Below are 19,984 nucleotides of genomic sequence, written 5' to 3' on the forward strand. Positions count from 1 at the left end.
TCAGAAGGCATTGCCAGCCCACGATTACGACAGCCAGCTGCTGGAGTCGGTATCAGTCCGTCGTCGCCGGCTTCGCGACGCCCTCTTGTTCGGGACGCAGCGGCAGCGACGGACCGTCGATGAGCGGCTGGGGAAGGCATTCGCCGGGGTGGTGATCGCGGCCGTGGTGTGTGCCGGGTGTGTGGGGTGGTCGTTCATTTCGCATCGGCTTATCGGGAAGAGCCCCTACAGCACTTCAGTGCCGACTTCCCCGACGTCCGCACCCTCCGCTTCTCCCTCCGTAACACCTTCCTCTCGATGATAGGTTCGAACGCGTGATATCTGCGGGGCCGTTGAGCCGCACGAGCGGTACGAGTCGTACGGCCTTGAGCCGGGTCACCCTGGTCGGAGAGCAGCGGCGGGTGGACCTTGTCCTTCCCTCCCAGGAGCCCGTCGGGCTCCTGCTGCCCGAGGTGCTGCGGCTGCTCGGTGATCAGACCGCCGGTCGGCCCATGCTGCGGCATCTCGTCACCGCGGATGGTTCGGCCCTCGCACATGACAGCTCCCTGGAGTCCGCCGGGATACCGGACGGCGCCGTGCTGCGGCTGGTGCGGGCCGAGGACGCGCCCTCCGCGCCCGTCGTGCACGACGTCACCGATGAGGCCGCCGACGATCTGGAGGGTCGGGCCTGGCGGTGGGGGCCCGCGACCCGGCGGGTGGTGGCCGGGCTTGCCACCGTTGTCTGGGCTCTTGCCGCAGGGGTGCTGGCGCGCGGTGAGTTCGCGTTGGGGGACGTGGGCAACGCCCTGGTGGGTGCCGCCGTTCTGGCCGGCATCGCCGGGATCGTGTCGGGGCGCATGAAGCGGCAGGGGCTCGCCGCCACATTGATCGTCACCGCCGGTGCCCTGGGCGCGCTCGGGGCATGGACGTCGGCCGATGCCCATGCCTGGTCCGCTGCCGTGCGGTTGGCCGGGGTGGCCCTGGCCGTGCTGCTGGTGCTGCTCTTCCTGGGGTGGTTCTCGCCGTTGGGGCGGGGCGGGTTGATCGGGGCCGGGGCCACCCTCGGCTGCCTGGTTCTGTGGGAAGCGGCCGTCGCCTCGCAGGACGGGGCGCGGACCGTGACCGAGCAGGCCCGGATGGGGACCCTGCTCGCCGTCGTATCCGTGGTTGTTCTCGGTGTGCTGCCGCGGCTCGCCCTGATGGCCTCCGGCCTTTCGGGACTGGACGACCGGCGTTCGGGCGGGACGTCGGTGAGCCGTTATCGCGTGACCACCGCGCTGACCGCCACCCATCGTGGACTGGCTGTCGCCACCGTCGTGCTGGCCGTCTCGGCGGCGGCCGCCGGCGTGCTGGTGCTCAAGGAGCCGACCGTGTGGACCGTGCTCCTCGCCGTGGTCACGGCGGTGGTGCTCGCGCTGCGGGCCCGGGCCTTTCCGCTGGTCGCCGAGGTGGTCGCGCTGTTCGCCGCCGCCGCCGTCGTCGTCGTGGCGCTGGTCGTGGTGTGGCTGGGGCGTTCCCCTGCCGCGGGCCCGCTGGCTGTCCTCGTCGTACTCGCCGTGATTCCGCTCGTGGTGCTCGCGGTGCAGCCGCCCGAGCACGTGCGGGTGCGGCTTCGGCGGGCCGGGGACCTCGTGGAGTCCGTGGGCGTGATCGCGCTGCTGCCGCTGGCCATCGGCGTGTTCGGTGTGTACGGGCGTCTGCTCGACACCTTCGCGTAGGGGGTCGGCATGGCTCACGAAGACGACTGGCAGCGGAACGTACTGAGGGATCTCGGTGCGAGCATCGGCCCGGCGGTCGAACCGGCCGACGTGCTCCGCGGAGCGGACAGTGACCGACGGCCCGCTCCCCAGCCGACGGCTCCGGCCCGCCCCGTACCCGGCAACGCCCGCGACCCCCGCATCCCCATGCCCGCCCCCGAGCCCGTCCCCACCGTCGACCCCCGCCTGGCCCGCGCCCTGGGCAGCCCGCAGCACGGCGACTCCGCGGTCCGCCGCACCGGACGCTCGCTGCGCAAGCTCACCGCGTCGGCCGGCCAGGAGGTCACCGAGCAGACCCGGCTCGCCCGCGAGGTGCAGCAGCCGGTCACCACCGGCCGTGTCATCGCCGTCACGTCGATCCGGGGCGGGGTCGGCAAGTCCACCGTCTCCGCGCTCCTGGCCCGGACCTTCAACCACTACCGGCACGACCCCGTCCTCGCCCTGGAGGCCGACGCCGCGCTCGGCACCCTGCCGGTCCGCCTCGGCGCCGAGTCGGTGCGCTGGGCCTGCGCGGACCTCGCCCACGTCCTGAGCCCCGCCATGCGGCTCACCGACGTCACCGGCTACCTGGTCCCCGTGACCGACGGCGGCTGGCTGCTGCCCGCGAGCCGGGGACGCGTCGGCGCCCCGCTCGACGTACCCACCTACCGCACCGTCACCCTCGCCCTGCGCCGCTACTTCGCCGTCACCGTGGTCGACTGCGAGACCCTGCCCGGCGAGGTGGCCCGCACCGCCATGGACACCGCCCACGCCCGCGTGGTCGTCGCCCCGATGACCGCCGAGGGCGTCGGCGGCACCCGCATCGTCCTGGACTGGCTGGCCCAGCTGCCGCACTCGGCCCTGGCCACCACCGTGGTCGCGCTGTCCGCCAACTCCCCCGACACGACACTCGACCTGAAGGCCGCCACCGCGCATCTGCGGGAGACCGGGGCGGCCGTCGTCACCCTGCCCTACGACCGTCATCTGGCCCAAGGAGGCCCCATCCACACCGGCATGCTCGGCCAGAACTCCCGGGACGCCGCCGTGCGGTTGGCGGCCGAGGCGATGGGGCGGGCGGTGCGGGTGCGATGACCCACCGCCTGATCCACCGCCCGGCCCGCTCCACCCGGCCACTGGACACCACGCCCGAGCGCACCATCGAGCCGCCCCCGAACCTGCCCGAGGGCAAGATGGGCAACGCCGCCACCGCGCTCCTGCCCATGGCCGGCGTCATGGGCTCGGTCGTGATGATGACCGTCATCCGCAACAGCCAGTTCGCCGCCGTCGGCGCCATCGTCCTCGTCTTCGCCCTGCTCGGCGCGGTCGCCCTCTTCCTCTCCCAGCGCGGCAAGGCCCAGCGCACCCGGCGTGCCCAGCGCGAGCGCTATCTCGAGTACGTCGAGGAGCAGCGCGAGGAACTGGGCGCCGTCGAGCGGGAGTTGCGGCGCCGGGCACGGGTCCTCAATCCGCCTCCGGCAGCCCTGTACGACCTGGTGCGCGACCCGGCCCGGCTGTGGGAGCGACGCCGTCTCGACGCGGACTTCCTGCGCGTGCGGCTCGGCACCGGCGACGTACCCGTGCAGCGCCTGGAGATCGGGCAGAACTCGGGCAGCGGTGTGCTGACCCCGCCCGACCCCTTCATGCTGAACGAAGCACGGGCCCTGCAGCACCGGTTCACCACCGCCACCGACTTCCCCCTCATGGCGCCCCTGGACCGCGCGGGCAACGTCAGCGTCATCGGCGAACGCGAGGACGTACTCCGGGTGGCCCGGGCTCTGCTGATCCAGGCCGCCGTGACCCACGCCCCGGACGATGTCTCGATCGCGCTCGGCGTGCCCGGCGAACGCCTGGACGAGTGGGAGTGGACCAAGTGGCTGCCGCACGTCCTCGACACACTGCGGGACGACGGGCCGGTCGCCGCCCGGCGCATCGCGCCCAGCCTCGACCAGCTCGCCCGCCAGTGCGCCCCGGACCTGCGACGCCGTTCCTCCTACGCCGCCGAAGTGCGCCGCGGCCTCTCCGACCGCAACGCGCTGCGGATGAACGACCGGCTCCTGGTGGTCAGCGACTGCCACGGCAGCACAGCCGCCGAACTACCCCGCCCGGACACCGCCGTCGACCTCGCCGGCATGGGCGTGACCGTGCTCCACCTGCTCGAACAGCAGGTGCACGAACCCGACCAGGTGTCGGTGCGGATCACCGTCGACGGCGAGAAGGTCACCGTCGAGGACCTGCGCACCCCCGACGCGACGCCCGGGCACGGAACCACCGACGCGGTCAGCGTTCCCGGCGCCGAAGGCCTGGCCCGCATGCTCGCCCCGCTGCGCCTGTCGGCCGAGTCCGCCGCCGAGGGCACTCCGATCTCCGGTCCCGTCGACTTCCCCACCCTCCTCGGCATCGACGACCCGGCCGCCCTCGACCTGAAGCGACTGTGGGCGCCACGCGGCGAACGCGACTTCCTGCGCGTACCCATCGGCCTCAACGACCGGCACGAACCAGTCCTGCTGGACCTCAAGGAGTCCTCCGAGCTGGGCATGGGCCCGCACGGGCTCTGCGTCGGCGCGACCGGCTCCGGCAAGAGCGAACTCCTGCGCACCCTCGTCCTTGCCCTGGTCGCCACGCACTCCCCCGAGGACTTGGCGCTCGTCCTGGTCGACTACAAGGGCGGCGCCACCTTCGCCCCCTTCAACGAACTCCCGCACGTCGCCGGGGTCATCACCAACCTGGAGAACCAGGCCGGACTCGTCGAACGTGTCCACACCAGCCTGGCCGGCGAGGTCAAGCGCCGCCAGCAGGTCCTCAAGGACGCCGGGAACGTCGCGGACATCGGCCACTACGCCGCCCTTCGCGCCAAACATCCCGAACTCGACCTGGAGGCACTGCCCCACCTCTTCGTCGTCATAGACGAGTTCGGCGAACTCCTCACCGCCAAGCCCGACTTCATCGACCTGTTCCTCTCCATCGGCCGCATCGGCCGCTCCATCGGCGTCCACCTGCTGCTCTCCAGCCAACGCATCGAATCCGGCAAGCTCAAGGGCCTTGAGACCTACCTCTCCTACCGGCTCGGCCTGCGCACCTTCTCCGCCGATGAGTCCCGCACCGTCCTGGACACGGTCGACGCCTTCCAGCTGCCGCCACTGCCGGGCTTCGGCTATCTCAAGGTCGACACATCGACGTATGAACGCTTCAAAGCGGGCTACGTCTCCGGCGCACACCGCGGCCCGGCTCTGACCGGCCAGTCCGATGACGAACCCCTCGCCTGGCTCTATCCCACCTACAACACGGGGCAGGCCCCCCAGGCCGACGCGCCCGCGGAACCCGCCATGCGGGAGCGGGAGACCGGCCCGACGGTCCTTTCGGCCATGGTCGACCAGCTGCGCACCGCCGCTCCCCCCGTACGCCGCATCTGGCTGCCCCCGCTGCCCGACGCCCTCACCCTCGACCAGGCCGCCGGCCCCGTCCAAGCCTCCGAACGCGGCCTTCACCTCGCCCGGCGGGGCGATGACGCGATGCGCGTACCCCTCGGCGTACTCGACGACCCGGCCAAACAGTGGCAGGAACCCTGGTTCCTGGACCTGACCGTCGCGGGCGGTCATACCGCCGTCATCGGCGGCCCGCAGTCCGGCAAGACGACCCTGCTGCGCACCCTCGCGCTTTCCCTGTCCCTCACCCACACCCCTGCCGACGTCGCCGTGTACGGCCTTGACCTGGTCGGCGGCGGGCTCTCCGCCCTGGCCGGTCTTCCGCACGTCGGCGGCATCGCGGGCCGCGCCGACCACGAACGCGCCGCGCGCACCGTGGCCGAGGTCCGCGCCCAACTCGCCCTGCGCGAAGAGCTGTTCCGTGAGCACGGGATCGACTCCGTCGACCAGCTGCGCCACCTGCGGGCGCGGGGCAGACTGACCGAACTCGGCTCGACCGACATCGTCCTGCTCATCGACGGATTCGGCGCGCTGCGCGACGAGTTCTCCGAGCTCGACGACACCGTGGCCGACCTCCTCAAACGCGGCAGTGGCTACGGCCTCCACATCGTGGCGGGCATGCTGCGCTGGAACGACGTACGCATCGCCACCCAGTCCATGTTCGGCTCGCGTGTCGAGCTACGTCTCAACGACCCTTCGGACTCGAGTGTCGACCGCAAGCTGTCCGAGACGCTGACCGCGGACACCCCGGGCCGGGTCCTGACCGACGCCAAGCTCTTCGCCCAGACCGCCCTGCCCCGCATCGACGGCCGCCCCGCCACCGGCGACCTCGGCCCCTCCCTGGAGAGCGCTGCCCGCACGCTGCGGGCGAGCTGGCACGGCGAACTAGCCGCACCGGTAAGGGTGTTGCCCACCACGCTGCCCGCCGCGAAACTGCCCTCACCCACCGCCGAGCCCTCCCGCATCCCGCTCGGCGTCGACCAGGACGCCCTCGCCCCGGCCCACCTCGACCTGTTCGGCAGCGACCAGCACCTGCTGGTCCTCGGCGACAACGAATGCGGCAAGACGAACCTGCTGAAGCTGATCACCCAGCAGCTCATCGACCGCCACGGCGACAAGGACCTGGTCTTCGGCGTCTTCGACCCGCGCCGGGGTCTGCGCGGCACCGTCCCCGAGCCCTACCGCGGCGGCTACGCCCACAACGCCAAGCTCGCCGCCGCCCTCGCCACCGGCATCGCGGGCGAACTCGAAAAGCGCCTCCCGGAGACCGCCGACCCCGACACGATCGCCGACGGGCCCAGCTTCACCGGCCCCCGCATCGTCATCCTCGTGGACGACTACGACATCCTCACCACCGCGGGCCAGCAGCCCCTGGCGCCCTTCCTGCCCTATGTCTCCTCCGCCCAGGACATCGGCCTGCACTTCGTCATCGCCCGCCGCGTCGCCGGAGCCTCCCGCGCCCTGTACGAGCCCTTCCTCACCACCCTGCGCGAGACCGGAACCACCGCCCTGCTCATGACCGGCGACCGCACCGAAGGCCAGCTCTTCCCCGGCCTCTACGCCTCCCCCCAGCCGCCCGGCCGCGGCACCCTGGTCCGCCGGGGCCGACGCCACCAGCTCATCCAGACCGCCCTCGCCCCAGAGACCGGCACGATCGACACGGAGACCCAGCGACCGTGACCAAGGACGTCATCGCCCTCACGCCCACGATGCCCGACATCAACGTCCTGCTCGCCGGGCTCTTCGCGGGCGGCCCCTCCCTGGGCGTCACCGGCGTGCACGAGGGAGCCGTCGTCCAGCTCTGCACCCCGAACGGCCGCCCTCTCGTCTCCGTCGAAGCGCCCCTCCTCATTCAGGTCCCCGGCGAGGCACAGCGCCTGCTCGGAGCCGAAGCGACCGCTCCCCACGTCCCGTTCTGGTGGACCGAAGCCCGCGCCTCCACCGCCGTCGAGGAGGGCGAGCGGCTCGCCGGTTCGTTCGCCGGACGCCTTGCCGCCGTGCTCGACGGCACGGTCTGGCCGCCGGAAGCGGCCCACACAGATGTCGTCCCGCTCACCCCCGAGACCGCCACCGCCGCCCCGGCACCGGACTCGGCACCTCCCGCCGTCGACGTCCTCACCGACAAGGCCGCGGTCGTCATCCAGGACCGCCCCGTCGTGGCGATCACCAGTTGGCTGGCCGACGCCCTGCGCACGGCTGCCGCCGGCGACCTGGCCCTTCAGATCGTCACGCCACCACACACCAGGCTCACCCTGCCCACCCGCACCGCCTTGCACGGGCAACCCAACCGCTGGGTCGTGCAGGACCCCGACTGCGGTTACTACGACGGCCTCTCCGGTGCCGAACTCCACTGGCAGGACGGCCACTTCACGCCGGTGAGGTCCGCGGACGGAAACACCCGGGTGGCCGAAGCCTTCAAACCCAGGACCGCACCCGACGCTCCGGGCGCGCGCCAGCTGAGTCTCTCCCTTCACACGACCCACGCCGCAGACGAACACCTCCTGCTCGGCGGCGCCCTGGAAGCCGCCTGGCAGGCCCTCACCGGTACTTCACCGGCCGGCTGGTCCACCGCCGAACCCATCTGTCTGCCCTGGTCCCGACGCCAGATGACCGAGCTGGCCCGCTCCCGTGCCCAGAGGTCCGCCCCCACGTGGCTGACCACCATCGGCTCCCCCGACCGCCCGGCCATCGCCACCACCCGCGTCACCCACACCTCGTCGGGCATCGAGGAGCACATCGTCCTCACCCTCGGATACGGCGCCGACGAAGCCCCGCCCCTGGACGCCGTCGCCCCGCTGGCCGAGACCCTCGCCACCGAGCACGGCCTGGCCTCCATGCTCACCACACTCCGCACCGCCGACCGGGACCTCACCGTCCCGCCCAGGTTCGAGACCCCGCCGATTCCCCTCGCCTTCACCCTGGGCGCGGACGCGGTGAACGAGATCGGCCGCGGCCACGCCCAGCACCCACAGGCCGGCGCCCGCCCCACCCAACTCGGCCCCGCGGCCCGGCCCGCACTCCACTACCCCCTGGGAGACGGCACCGACCCAGGCTCCTGGGCGACACTGCAGCAGCTCAGCCGGCACCTGAAGCGGACACAGGAGGGAGCGTGACGGACGGTGCGGGGAGCTGATCCGGTCGGGGGCGGAAGCGGCCGGTGGCGGTGCGGAGGCATGTGGCGGCCGAGTGCTGCCGCGGGACCCGTCCGGCCACCCTTGGCCGGCCAGAGGCCCTGACGGGCAGACGAGTCGGGCTGTACGCCGGGTTCTGTGCCGCGGGTCCTCGCGGACGTCGCGGCGACGGCCATCCACAAGCGGCAGAAGGCCGCCGCCCGCGAGGTCGGCAAGGCCATGGTCGCCTGGGACCAGTGGGAGGAGCACCCGGTCCAAGCCGCCGGGACCACCACCTTCAACGTCCTCACGCTCGGCGCCGGACCACTGGGCGCACTCGCCAGGGGCGGCTCCGTCGCCGGCAAGGCGGGCCTCGGCGTGAAAGCCGCCGGAATCGGCGCGAAGATCGGCACGTACGCCGACCCCCTCTCGGCCGGGCTCACGGTGGGCGGCAAGGCGGTCAGCAAACTGCCGACCGTCGCGGGCCTGACGTCCTCGAGAGGGTGCTCGCCAGACTTGCCTCAGAAGCCAACGGACAACGGGTCGCTGACGTCATTGCGTCCGGCCGCTTCAACCAAAGTTACGAGTTCGGCCAAGTCGTATCGTCCTTGGGAGCACGAAAAGAGGCTATGTACCAGCCCGGTGCCGACCAGATCCTCTTTGCCGACGATCTCGTCAGGAGCGGGGTGCCTGCTGACGCCATTGCTTTCGAACATAAGGTCCCAGTCGGTGCCGATGCAGACATCCGCATCACAGGTGAGTCCGGCGAGGTTTACTCCTACCAGATGAAACACCTCAACGATCCCGTGGATCCGGTGAGTGAAATCAGTAGAGGCAAGTATTTGCTTCAGCTGGCCAAGTCCGAAGCCACCGCGGCGGGCGCGGGCCGAAGGGTGAGGGCATCACTTTCGTTGTCCGTCTGGAGGATGGAACACTCGTCATCCCGCCAGGTAGCAAGACTGACCCCAAGGACATGCTGTGATCACCACTGACCCTATCGGCGACTGGACTTGGGAAATCACTTCGAGCGGTGATGGCGCCACCGCTGCCGGAGCCGCGGAGACAGCCGTCTCGATCTGGGGCATCCTGGCCAACCACGAGCTGGCCGTACCTGCAGGTAAGGCCAGCCTCTCGGTTCGTTCCGTAAATGACATGCGGAACGTTCATCTCGACATGTCGGGCCTGATCCTGGAAGCCGACCCGCTGAGGCCGGGGACTGCTCTTTCGGAAGCCGTGGAGCAGGCGGGGTCGCTCCAGGGCGATCTTCTTGTGAGCCTCCGGATTCGATGCCCCGGCATCTGGCTGGAGTCTGGGGTGAAGCATCGTGCAGAGCAGCTGTTCGCCATCCAGGTAGACGTCTGGAAGAGCAGTCTGACCGTAGTGACTCTGGAAACCTACTCCGATGCATGGCTCACAATGGACACGCGTGAGCGAGAGCAGGCTGCGGTCCATGCAGAGAATGCCCCACGGCTCACAGCTGCTCTGACGGAAGTTTCAGCCCTGCTCGGCAGCAACCCCGAACCTGGCGACCCAAACCGTCACGCCACCCCGACGGAAGCGGGTTTTGAGGACCCGCGGACCGAGGGCCCCGCCTACAGCGACTCTTGGGGAACGTTTGAGATCGCGGCCCGGTCGCGCCGACTTCGTTCCGGACTTCCTCCAGCGGAAGACGAGTACCCGGAGACAACAGACAGTCCTGTGCGTTACTTTGCAATTCAGCGCGAAACGCAAACGCTGGGCTATGTGTGGGCTTCCGTTAACAATGATGCGGCAGGTTACGAGCCTCGAACTGCCGCTGGCGATGCGGCATTTGCGGCCGGCGTCCAGTGGCTGTTGTTGCTTCGGGACGCCCACAATCAGGGTCTCACTCCGCTCAAGGCGCTGGAATGGCTCACTCAGGTGACTCCACGTCCAGAGATCGGCTCTATAGGTGAGGATGCCCCTGAGGGAGCTCCTTCGTTGGATGACCTGGAGGATCTGTCGGGCAAGTACTAGTTTTCGTGCTCCGCAATAGAGCATTTACAGATCTACTGAGGAAGGGGAACACATGGCCAAGATTATTTCCCGCCACAACTTCCCCGTGGACAACGCGGTCGAAGCCATGGAACCGATCGTCAAGAGCGCGCTGAAGACGCGCTCTCCGAGATCGAGACTTCAGAGTTTGACCGCTTCGACGCTCTGGATCTCGCACTCACGGTGCGGGGAGCTGATCCGGTCGGGGGCGGAAGCGGCCGGTGGCGGTGCGGAGGCATGTGGCGGCCGAGTGCAGTCGCGGGACCCGGCCGGCCACCCTTGGCCGGCCAGAGGCCCTGACGGGCAGACGAGTCGGGCTGTACGCCGGGTTCTGTGCCGCGGGTCCTCGCGGACATCGCGGCGACGGCCATCCATCTAGGGCCGGCATTGCTGCCGGCCTCGTGCGGTCTACCCGCGGACTCGGGCGGGCAGCCCTCGAACGTCCGCGCAGAGCGCCTTTTACCGCGCTCCTTTTGACCTTGCTCCAGGTGGGGTTTACCTAGCTGCCCAGGTCACCCTGGGCACTGGTGGTCTCTTACACCACCGTTTCACCCTTACCGAGGACCGAGGTCCCCGGCGGTCTGTTTTCTGTGGCACTGTCCCGCGGGTCACCCCGGGTGGCCGTTAGCCACCACCTTGCCCTGTGGAGCCCGGACGTTCCTCGGGAAGGGTCCCCGAAGGGGTCTTCACGCGGCCGTCCGCCCGGCTCGTCTGCCGTGCCGACCATGTTACCCGGCGGGGGGTCCGCCCCGGCGCCGTGCCCGCCGTCGCCGCCGTCGCCAGGAACGAACCCGCGAGGATCAGCGCGAAGGCCGCCACGACGTCCGCCGTCAGTGGCTCGGAGAGGAACGTGACGCCCGCGGCCACCGCGACGGCCGGATTGACGTAGGTGAAGACGACCGCCCGGGTCGGGCCCGCCTCCCGGATCAGTTCGAGGAAGACGACGAACGCCAGGGCCGTGCAGATCACGCCGAGGCCCGCGAGGGACAGGAGCGTGGGGGTGTCGGGCACCGTGCCGGGCCACGTCGTCGCCGCCGCGGGGGCATAGACCAAGGCGGCCAGGACCAGGCACGGCGCGATCAGCTGGAGGGTGGGTACGTCGCGGAGGTGGCGGGCCACGATCAGGGGGGCCACGGCGTAGCCGAGCGCGGTGAGCATGACCTCTGTCAGGGACCACGCGTCGCCGCCCGTGAGGTGCGGCACGGTGAGGACCGCGACGCCCGCCAGGCCGAGGCCCAGGCCCGTGAGGCGGCGGGCGCCCAGGCGTTCCGTGTCGCCGAAGAAGCGGGCCAGGAGCGCGCCGATGATCGGGACGGCGGCGATGAGCAGCCCGGCCGTGGAGCTGGAGATGCGGCGCTCGGCGTCGGTCAGGGTCCACCACGGGCCGATGATCTCGACGCAGGCGAAGGCCAGCATGGGGCGCCAGTGGGTTTTCAGTACGCGGGGCAGTCCGCCCTGTCGTACGGCGAACGGAAGCAGGAGTGCCGCGCCCAGCGCGCAGCGCGTGAAGACCACCATCGACGGGGACAGGTCGCTGTCCACCGCCACTTTGATCATGAAGTACGGGATGCCCCACAGGACACCCATCAGGGAGAAGAGGAACCAGGCGCGTGCCGTCATGCGGGCAGTCTCGGCCGCGCCGGCGCCCTCTGTCTTGAACGCTGTTGCGGCCTGACGCTGTCGCGGTACGCCGCCGGGGTCACCCCGAGGACCCTGCGGAACCAGCGGGTGAGGTGCGCCTGGTCGGCGAAGCCCACGAGGGAGGCCGCCTCGGCGGGGCGCAGGCCCTCCTCCAGGTGGGCGCGGGCCCGCTTGACCCGGTGCTGGGCGAGCCAGGCGTAGGGCGGCATGCCCGTCGACGTACGGAAGGCGCGCAGGAGCTGGTAGCGGGAGAGGCCGAGCGGGGCGGCGAGTTCGGCGAGGGAGGGCGGGGCGAGGAGTTCGTCGGCGAGCCGGTCCCGGACGGTGCGGGTGATGTGGTCGGCGCCGGGGCCGCGCCCAAGGGTGGCGTGGTCGGTGAGGGGGCGGGCGCCGCCGTGTCTGCGGGCGAGCGCGGTGAGCAGCCACGGGAGGCGGGACTCGGCCTCCAGCGGGTCGGCGTGGGCGCTCAGCTCGGTGTGGGCGGCACGCAGGGCCGCCGCCAGCCGGGGGTCGTCCACCAGCGGGTCGGGGAAGTGCGGCGGGGTGGCGATGGCCTCGGTGAGGAGGGACGGCGCGGGGTACATGGCGCGGTAGGCGTAGCCGTCGGTGGCGCCGGGGCCGCCGGTGTGCACCTCTCCGGGGGCGAGGACGACGATGGAGCCCGGCCCGACGTGCAGCCGCCCGCCCCGGTAGTCGATGATCTCGGTCCCGCTGACGCAGACGCCGACGGTGAACTCCTCGTGGTAGTGCGGGGCGTAGCGATGCCGGTCGAAACGGGCGGTCAGCAGGTCGAGGGAGTCGCCGCCCGGACCGAGGGGCGCCCTGGCCCAGTGTGCGTGCTCGCGGGGACGCCCCGCCGTCTGTGCCGCCTGGCCATCCATGACATCCGAGTCGTTGATGACGTCCATGTCGCCCATGTCGTCCATGCCACCTATGCCCATGTGCTGCCCACTCCCCCGGAGCCGCGCCGCGCGGCCTGCGCCCTCGTACCCTCACGCTCTCTCAGGAGTGCAACGCCCGCGTGCCCTTCCGCCATGCCGCGTCGAGGTCGACGCCGTCCGGGAACCGTCCGTGGATCTCCAGGATGACCATGCCGTGCCCGAACGCCCATAGGGCACGGGCCAGGTCGACGTCCCCGGCGCAGGCCCGCATCAGGGGAGCCGCGGCCCGCTCCTCCAGGCCCTCGGGGAGGGCGTGGCGCGGGAGGGGGCGCTCAGTGGCCAGGCGGTAGAGGTGCGGGTGGCGCAGGGCGTAGGCGCGGTAGGCGTCGGTGAGGGCGTCGAGGGAGCCCGGCGCCTCGGCCTCGGCGGCTTCGCAGACCGCGGCGGACTCGTCCAGCATCTGCGCGATCAGCTGCACCTCCACCGCGGACTTGTCGGGGAAGTGCTTGTAGAGGGAGGGCGCCTTGATGCCGAGCCGGTCGGCGAGGAGACGCATCGTGAGCTTCTCAGCCCCGGACTCCTCCAGCAGCTCCCGGGCCGCGGCGACGATCTCCCTGGCCCGGGGGGTGAGGTGTCGCCCCCACGCCGGGCGACCGTGCGTCCCGTGCTGGTCAGCCACGCTGGAACCCTTCCTTCGTACGCAGTCCATAGCCGAAGGCGCGATCGTACGAGATGTGGGCGAGCCAGCCGCACAGGGCCGCGAGGACGGGTGCCCAGACCGCCTGCCCGACGGTGTGGACGGCGACGATGAGCGCGGCGGGGACCAGGGCGCGGTGGGCGGCGTTGTAGAACGGGACGGCGCGGGGCGGGAGTTGGCCTCGCGACATGTGGGGGGCGTCGCGGAGGCCGACGAGGAACGTCAGGTCGGGCGCGATGAAGAAGAAGACGGCGAGCAGGCCCGCGACCCAGCCGTGGTCGACGGCTTCGAGGACGGCGAGGACGGACCAGACCACGGCGTTGGCGAACCAGGCGACGCGGCGGACGACGGCGAGGGCGGTGGGCTTCGCGGTGGTGCTGGATGTGACGGTGGCCATGCGGGCTCCCCCTGAGTGGCTAACGGCGTTAGCTTTGGCCCTGCCACGTTATGGCTAACGCCGTTAGCCGTCAAGGGCGCTCGGCCTCACCGAAGTACGTGACGTCCTCTCCGACGACGCGGGCCGGAACCTCACGGAGGTTCTCGCCGAGCTGGACGCGGACCTCGCTCGGCAGGAGGCCGTGATCAAGAAGCGCGGGGACCCGTGGACGCTCAGGGATCGCGCCCCGCGCTCACGCGGCTGTCGGCCGAACCGTCACGCGGGCGTGAACCGCACCTTCGCCTTCGCCGGGTCCGCCTGCGTGAGGCGTACGCGCAGGCGCTCGCCCAGCGGCAGTTCCGCGGGGCCGCCCTCGACGCGGGCCACGATCGCCGGGTCGGTCAACTGCACGGTGCCAGCGGTCGGTTCGTGGCCCTTCACGTCCACCACCACCGCGTCGAAGAGTTCGCCGATCCGGTCCTTGAGCAGCGCGGCCTCGACGATGTCCACGCACTCCCGTTCCACCATGTTGCCGCGCCGGGTGCCCTCCGCCATCTCCTTGGGCAGCTCGTCCAGGGCGGCCAGTACCCACTGCGGGACGCCCGCGCCCGCGCAGGCCGCGAGGCAGAGCTCGGAGGCGTAGCGGTCGACGAGGCGGCGCAGGGGTGCGGTGCAGTGGGCGTAGGGGGCGGCGACCGCGGCGTGCAGGGTGTGCTCGGGGATCTCGCCGCCGCTGAACGCCGTGTAGCCCGCGCCGCGCAGCAGCGTCGTGCACTCCTGGAGGAAGGCGGCGTGGTGCGGCTGCCGGGGGTCGAGGGTCCGTACGAGCTCCGCGTACGGGACGTGGTGCGGCCAGTCGACGTGCAGCGCCTTGGCGGTGCGGCGCAGGCGGCCGACCGCGCCGTCAGGGGCGGTCGGCAGGGTCCGCAGGATGCCCGTACCGGAGTCGATCATGAGCTGGGCGGCGGCCATGCCGGTGAGCAGGGAGATCTGGGCGTTCCAGCCGTCAGCGGGCAGGGGCGCGCGGTAGGCGAGTTCGTACGTGCCATACGTGCCGTCGGTGGCGTCGGCGTCGTCGGTGTTGCCTGTGTTATCGGGGTTGTCGTGCTCGACGATCTCCTGCTCGGGCACGTTGAGTGAGATACCGCCGCGGTCGACCTCCAGGCGCTCGCGCAGTGTCCCGATGTCCCGCAGCAGGGCGACCGGCTCCTCCGCCGTGCCGTCGTCGATGGCGCGCTGCACCCCTTCGTAGTCCAGTCTCGCCCGGCTGCGTACGAGGGCGCGGCGTACGTCGGCGCGATCGGCGCGGCCGTCCTCGTCGAGGTCGATCGTCCACAGGACTGCCGGGCAGACCTGGCCGGGGAGCAGGCTGGCGGCGCCCTCGCTCAGGGCCGTGGGGTGCAGCGGGACCTTCTCGTCGGGGAAGTAGAGGGTGGTGACGCGGCGGTGGGCCTCGGCGTCGATCGCGCCACCGGGCGTGACGTACGCCGCGACGTCGGCGATCGCGTACCGCACGCGGTAGCCGCCGCCCTCGCGCCGCGACAGGTGCATGGCCTGGTCGAGGTCGACGGAGGTGGGCGGGTCGATGGTGAGGAAGGGGATGTCCGTCGCGTCGTGGTCCGGCAGCCGGGGCGCCGCGGCGGCGCGTTCCGCCTCCGCGAGGACGTCGGCGGGGAAGGCGTCGGGCACGTCGAGTGTCGTACGCAGTGCACGCAGCGCGGCCCGCAACGGAGCCTCCGCTGCGCCGGTCACACGGAGCTGGCGGCGCGGCATGACCCGAGCGTATGGCGGACCGCTGCTCCTGGCATGCCGAACGGGGGAGCGCCTCCCCGCCCCCACGCCCCCCGGCAAGGACCCCACACCCCGTACCCTTTCGCAGGGGCCGCACCCCCTCCCTCGTACCGCCTAAGGAGTCCGCTCGTGCTCGTCCTGCTGCCGCCGTCCGAAGGCAAGGCCTCGTCCGGGCGGGGTGCTCCGCTCAAGCCCGAGACGCTGTCGTTGCCGGGGCTCGCCGAGGCTCGGCGGGCCGTGCTCGACGAGCTGGTCGAGCTGTGCGCCGCCGACGAGGAGAAGGCGCGGCTCGTGCTCGGGCTCAGCGAAGGGCTGCGGGGCGAGGTCGCCAAGAACGCCGGGCTGCGTACGGCCGGCGCCCGTCCCGCGGGGGAGATCTACACGGGCGTGCTGTACGACGCCCTGGACCTGGCCTCGCTCGACGCCGCCGCCAAGCGCCGCGCCGCCCGCTCCCTGCTCGTCTTCTCCGGGCTGTGGGGCGCCGTCGGTGTGAGCGACAAGATCCCCTCCTACCGCTGCTCGATGGGCGTGAAGCTGCCGGGCCTCGGGGCGCTCGGCGCGTTCTGGCGTACGCCGATGGCCTCCGTCATGCCGGAGGCGGCGGGCGACGGGCTGGTCCTGGACCTGCGGTCGTCGGCGTACGCGGCGGCCTGGAAGCCCAAGGGCGAGGTGGCGGGGCGGACGGCGACCGTGCGGGTGCTGCACGCGCAGCTGGTGGACGGGGTCGAGAAGCGGTCCGTGGTCTCGCACTTCAACAAGGCGACGAAGGGCCGCATCGTCCGGTCCCTGCTGACCACGGGCGCCCGGCCCGAGGGCCCCGCCGAGCTGGTGGAAGCGCTGCGGGACCTGGGGCATGTGGTGGAGGCGGAGCCCCCCGCGAAGGCGGGCAGGCCGTGGGCGCTGGACGTGGTGGTACGGGACGTGCACTGAGCGGAGCGCCCGAGAACGGCACACCGTGACCGCGGGCCGGCTTCGGCCCGGCCCGCCACGCGGCGCGCACGGCAGCGGCGCACGGCACTCGTACACGCCCCCCAGTCCCCCGGTCACCCCCCGTCGACCGCCACCGAGCCGCCCCCTCCCCCCGCACGCAGCCCGCCCAGCAACCGCTCCAGCGCCCGCTCCGTCAGGGCCGGCGCCTGCGGTGAGGCGTCGCCCCCGCGGGCCAGCCACAGCGCCGCCTCGTTCATCGCTCCCGACAGCAGGCGCGCCAACGGCTCGACCGGCTGCTCGGCGATGACCCCGGAAGCGACCAGCGTGTCCAGCGCCTGGGCCAGGTGCCGGGCGGAACCCTCCTCGTCCATGGCCCGCCACTCGTCCCACCCGAGCACGGCCGGCGCGTCGACCAGGACGATGCGCCGCACCACCGGGTCGCGCCCGGCGGCAAGGAAGGCCCGGCAGCCCGCCAGCAACTGCTCCCAGGGGTCCTCGTGGCGCTCGGCGGCGGCCGCGACCCGCTCCCCCAGCTCTTCCTGCACCTCGGCGACGACCGCGCGGAACAGCCCCGCCTTGCTCGCGAAGTGGTGGTAGGCGGCCCCCTTGGTGACCCCGGCCGCCCGCGCCACGTCGGCGAGGACCACGGCGTGGTATCCGTCCGCGGCGAATCTCCGCCGCCCCTCGGCCAACAGGGCCCGCCGTGTCGCCGCCCGCTGCTCGGCCCTGGTGACCGCCATCCCGCCCGTCTCCTCTCACCGTTTCACATACCCCGGGTATGTTAGCGTCCCGTTCCACATACCCGAAGTACGCCAAAGCGAGCACCCTTACGACGAGCAGAGGAGCCACCCGCCATGAAGACCGAGCTCGGCAGCTTCTATCCGGTGATCGCCACCCGCGACGTGGCGGCCGCACGCGACTTCTACGTCCGCCACTTCGGCTTCGAGGCGACCTTCGAGGCCGACTGGTACGTGAGCCTCCACCGCCCGGACGCCCCGCAGTACGAACTCGCCCTGCTCGACCACACCCACCCCACCCTCCCGGAAGGGCACCGCACGCCGGTGCGGGGCGGCCTCCTGCTCAACTTCGAGGTCGACGACGTCGACGCCGAATACCGCAGGCTGGTCGGGCAGGCGGGCCTGCCGGAGCTGCTCTCCCTGCGGACGGAGGAGTTCGGGCAGCGCCACTTCATCGTCGCCGCACCGGACGGCGTACTGATCGACGTCATCACCGTGGTGGCGGCGGGCGCGGAGTACGCGGAGCAGTACACACCCGGGCACGCACCACAGGACGGCTGATCCGACCGGCAGCTCGGTTGCAGCATGCGCAACGCCCTTTGCGTGTGCTGCACGGTGCCGGGCACTATGCCCCCATGGTTCCTGACTCGCCCTCCGCGCCGTACGCCGCACCGTCCCCCGCCCCGTCCGTTCTCGACCTCGCCTCCGTCGTCCCCGTGGTCGTCGTGGAGGACCTCGCCGACGCCGTGCCGATGGCGCGGGCCCTGGTGGCCGGGGGCCTGCCCGCGATCGAGGTGACGCTGCGGACGCCGGTCGCGCTCGACGCGATCCGGGCCATCGCCGCCGAGGTGCCGGACGCGGTCGTCGGCGCCGGCACCGTGATATCCGCGCGGAACGTCGCCGACTCCGTGGCGGCCGGCGCCCGCTTCCTCGTCAGCCCCGGCTGGACGGAGTCGCTGCTGGAGGCCATGGAGGGGTCCGGGGTGCCGTTCCTGCCCGGCGTCTCGACGACCTCGGAGGTCGTGGCACTGCTGGAACGCGGCGTCAGTGAGATGAAGTTCTTCCCCGCGGAGGCCGCCGGCGGAACCGCCTACCTCAAGTCCCTCGGCGGCCCACTGCCCCAGGCCCGCTTCTGTCCGACCGGCGGCATCACGCCCGGCACCGCGCCGACGTATCTCGCGCTGAAGAACGTCGGCTGCGTGGGCGGCAGTTGGATGCTGCCCTCCGACGCCGTCGCGGCGAAGGACTGGGCGCGCGTGGAGTCCTTGGCGCGGGAGGCCTCCACCCTGCGGTGACGCTCCGGGCGCCCTACCGCAGGTGCGACGTGTCGTTCAGGAGGCGCAGTGAGGCGTTGCCGTCGGCGTAGTACGCCACCGCTGATACCGAGGCCGCCGCGAGTTCCATGCGGAACAGGGACTCCGGCGGGGCGCCGAGCGCCAGGCGCACCAGGGTCTTGATGGGCGTCACGTGGGTGACGAGCAGGACCGTGCGGCCCGCGTACGCCGACGTCAGGCGGTCGCGGGCGGAGGCCACCCGGCGGGAGACCGCCGCGAACGACTCACCGCCCGGCGGCGCCACCTTCGGTGAGGCCAGCCAGGCGTTCAGCTCCTCGGGGTGGCGCTCGCGCACCTCGCCGAAGGTGAGCCCTTCCCAGGCCCCGAAGTCCGTTTCGCGCAGGCCGTCCTCGAGGTGGACGTCGAGTCCCAGGCGGGCGGCGACGGTGTGCGCGGTCTCCTGGCAGCGCTTGAGCGGCGAGGAGACGATCGCCTGGATCGTGCCGCGCGCCGCGAAGGCGGCCGCCGCGCGCTCGGCCTGCTCACGCCCCACCGCGGACAGGGACGGGTCGGTGCCGCCGCTCCCGGAGAAGCGCTTCTCGGGCGTCAGCGGGGTCTCGCCGTGCCGCAGCAGTACGAAGGTGGCGGGCGCTCCGAGGTCGGCGGGGGCCGCCCAGCCGACGGGCGGGGTCGTCCGCGCCGCGCCGCTCGCCGCCCGCCGGTCGGCGCTCTCACCGGTCGCCACAGCCCCGCCGGGCGCGACGGCCTCACCGGTCACGACAGCCTCACCGGCGACGGCGGTCGCATCATCCACGGGGGTCGCCGTCACGTCAGCCGAAGGCCTCGCCCCCGCCAGCGCCGCCCGCGCCCTCGCCGCCCCGGCCACCGCGTCACCCGGCGGGCCGGACGGCTCCGGTGCGGCGGCGGCCGCGCGCGCGGCCCTCGCGTCCAGTTCCGCGGTCGACGCCGACGGCGACCACGCCACGCCCCGCTTGCCCGCGTCCATCGCCTCGTTGGCGAGCCGGTCCGCGTGCTTGTTCTTCTCGCGCGGGATCCACTCGTACGTCACCTGGGACGACGGGAAGACCCGCGCCGCCTCGGCCGCGAGCGGCTTCATGTCGGGGTGCTTGATCTTCCAGCGGCCCGACATCTGCTCCACGACGAGTTTGGAGTCCATGCGGACGTGGACGGAGGCCGTCGGGTCGAGTTGGTGGGCCGCCTTCAGGCCGGCCACCAGGCCCTTGTACTCCGCGACGTTGTTCGTCGCGACGCCGATGTACTCCGCGGCCTCCATCAGGGTCTCCCCCGTGGCCGCGTCGATGACCACCGAGCCGTAGCCCGCGGGCCCCGGGTTGCCCCGGGAGCCGCCATCGGCCTCGACGATGAACTCGCGCATG

16 protein-coding genes, 1 other RNA gene and 2 pseudogenes are annotated in these 19,984 nt (G+C 72.0%); 11 read left to right on the plus strand and 8 right to left on the minus strand.

Features of this window, described 5'->3' with window-relative positions; translation table 11 throughout:
- Positions 1-10: 10 nt before the first annotated feature.
- The 7 genes from ACF062_RS02930 to ACF062_RS02960 all read left to right on the plus strand — a co-directional run bounded on the left by ACF062_RS02930 (position 11) and on the right by ACF062_RS02960 (position 10,242).
- Positions 11-301 carry a hypothetical protein gene (locus ACF062_RS02930; protein ID WP_392134860.1) on the plus strand — a complete coding sequence of 97 codons (291 nt, stop codon included), beginning with the start codon at positions 11-13 and terminating at the stop codon, positions 299-301.
- 31 nt (positions 302-332) lie between these two features.
- Positions 333-1,697, plus strand: a complete 1,365-nt coding sequence (gene eccD, locus ACF062_RS02935; protein WP_392136477.1) for a type VII secretion integral membrane protein EccD — start codon at positions 333-335, stop codon at positions 1,695-1,697.
- A gap of 9 nt (positions 1,698-1,706) precedes the next feature.
- Positions 1,707-2,807 carry a type VII secretion protein gene (locus ACF062_RS02940; protein ID WP_392134863.1) on the plus strand — a complete coding sequence of 367 codons (1,101 nt, stop codon included), beginning with the start codon at positions 1,707-1,709 and terminating at the stop codon, positions 2,805-2,807.
- Complete coding sequence (gene eccCa / locus ACF062_RS02945) at positions 2,804-6,817, plus strand: type VII secretion protein EccCa (protein ID WP_392134866.1); 4,014 nt, start codon at positions 2,804-2,806, stop codon at positions 6,815-6,817. The genes ACF062_RS02940 and eccCa overlap by 4 nt, the downstream gene beginning before the upstream one ends.
- Positions 6,814-8,250 carry a DUF6177 family protein gene (locus tag ACF062_RS02950; RefSeq protein WP_392134869.1) on the plus strand — a complete coding sequence of 479 codons (1,437 nt, stop codon included), beginning with the start codon at positions 6,814-6,816 and terminating at the stop codon, positions 8,248-8,250. The genes eccCa and ACF062_RS02950 overlap by 4 nt, the downstream gene beginning before the upstream one ends.
- 156 nt (positions 8,251-8,406) lie before the next feature.
- Positions 8,407-9,036, plus strand: coding sequence for a hypothetical protein (locus ACF062_RS02955; RefSeq protein WP_392134872.1), 630 nt, complete (start codon positions 8,407-8,409; stop codon positions 9,034-9,036).
- Between the two features lie 189 nt (positions 9,037-9,225).
- Complete coding sequence (locus ACF062_RS02960) at positions 9,226-10,242, plus strand: hypothetical protein (RefSeq protein WP_392134875.1); 1,017 nt, start codon at positions 9,226-9,228, stop codon at positions 10,240-10,242.
- A 322-nt stretch (positions 10,243-10,564) separates the two neighbouring features.
- Here ACF062_RS02960 and rnpB read toward each other — a convergent pair.
- From rnpB to ACF062_RS02985, 5 genes and pseudogenes are all read right to left on the minus strand, one after another.
- Positions 10,565-10,970, minus strand: an RNA gene (gene rnpB, locus ACF062_RS02965) — RNase P RNA component class A.
- A gap of 79 nt (positions 10,971-11,049) precedes the next feature.
- Positions 11,050-11,880, minus strand: a pseudogene (locus tag ACF062_RS02970) (DMT family transporter); the annotation flags it as partial.
- Positions 11,877-12,782, minus strand: a complete 906-nt coding sequence (locus ACF062_RS02975; protein ID WP_392136480.1) for an AraC family ligand binding domain-containing protein — start codon at positions 12,780-12,782, stop codon at positions 11,877-11,879. The pseudogene ACF062_RS02970 and the gene ACF062_RS02975, both read right to left, overlap by 4 nt.
- A gap of 121 nt (positions 12,783-12,903) precedes the next feature.
- Positions 12,904-13,461: a TetR/AcrR family transcriptional regulator gene (locus tag ACF062_RS02980; protein WP_223774339.1), complete on the minus strand. Its 558-nt coding sequence runs from the start codon at positions 13,459-13,461 to the stop codon at positions 12,904-12,906.
- On the minus strand, positions 13,454-13,876 hold the full coding sequence (locus tag ACF062_RS02985) for a DUF4260 family protein (RefSeq protein ID WP_392134878.1): 423 nt from the start codon (positions 13,874-13,876) through the stop codon (positions 13,454-13,456). Before ACF062_RS02985 ends, ACF062_RS02980 begins: the two co-directional genes overlap by 8 nt.
- 79 nt (positions 13,877-13,955) lie before the next feature.
- Here ACF062_RS02985 and ACF062_RS02990 point away from each other — a divergent pair.
- Positions 13,956-14,072 (plus strand): annotated as a pseudogene (locus ACF062_RS02990) (MerR family transcriptional regulator); the annotation flags it as partial.
- A gap of 59 nt (positions 14,073-14,131) precedes the next feature.
- Here ACF062_RS02990 and ACF062_RS02995 read toward each other — a convergent pair.
- Positions 14,132-15,628: an RNB domain-containing ribonuclease gene (locus ACF062_RS02995; protein ID WP_392134881.1), complete on the minus strand. Its 1,497-nt coding sequence runs from the start codon at positions 15,626-15,628 to the stop codon at positions 14,132-14,134.
- Between the two features lie 147 nt (positions 15,629-15,775).
- Here ACF062_RS02995 and yaaA point away from each other — a divergent pair, with 147 nt between their 5' ends.
- Positions 15,776-16,576, plus strand: a complete 801-nt coding sequence (yaaA, locus tag ACF062_RS03000) for a peroxide stress protein YaaA (protein WP_392134884.1) — start codon at positions 15,776-15,778, stop codon at positions 16,574-16,576.
- A gap of 113 nt (positions 16,577-16,689) precedes the next feature.
- Here yaaA and ACF062_RS03005 read toward each other — a convergent pair whose 3' ends face one another.
- Positions 16,690-17,316, minus strand: a complete 627-nt coding sequence (locus ACF062_RS03005) for a TetR/AcrR family transcriptional regulator (protein WP_392134885.1) — start codon at positions 17,314-17,316, stop codon at positions 16,690-16,692.
- Positions 17,317-17,430: 114 nt separating this feature from the next.
- Between ACF062_RS03005 and ACF062_RS03010 the strand changes: the two genes are divergently transcribed.
- Both ACF062_RS03010 and eda read left to right on the plus strand, forming a co-directional pair.
- Complete coding sequence (locus tag ACF062_RS03010; RefSeq protein WP_392134888.1) at positions 17,431-17,874, plus strand: VOC family protein; 444 nt, start codon at positions 17,431-17,433, stop codon at positions 17,872-17,874.
- A 74-nt stretch (positions 17,875-17,948) separates the two neighbouring features.
- Positions 17,949-18,608, plus strand: a complete 660-nt coding sequence (eda, locus tag ACF062_RS03015) for a bifunctional 4-hydroxy-2-oxoglutarate aldolase/2-dehydro-3-deoxy-phosphogluconate aldolase (RefSeq protein WP_392134890.1) — start codon at positions 17,949-17,951, stop codon at positions 18,606-18,608.
- A gap of 13 nt (positions 18,609-18,621) precedes the next feature.
- On the opposite strand, the gene ACF062_RS03020 is transcribed toward eda, so the two are convergent.
- Positions 18,622-19,983 carry a bifunctional RNase H/acid phosphatase gene (locus tag ACF062_RS03020; RefSeq protein ID WP_392134893.1) on the minus strand — a complete coding sequence of 454 codons (1,362 nt, stop codon included), beginning with the start codon at positions 19,981-19,983 and terminating at the stop codon, positions 18,622-18,624.
- Position 19,984: the final 1 nt, after the last annotated feature.

The organism is Streptomyces sp. NPDC015345 (assembly GCF_043078805.1).
Lineage (GTDB): Bacteria > Actinomycetota > Actinomycetes > Streptomycetales > Streptomycetaceae > Streptomyces.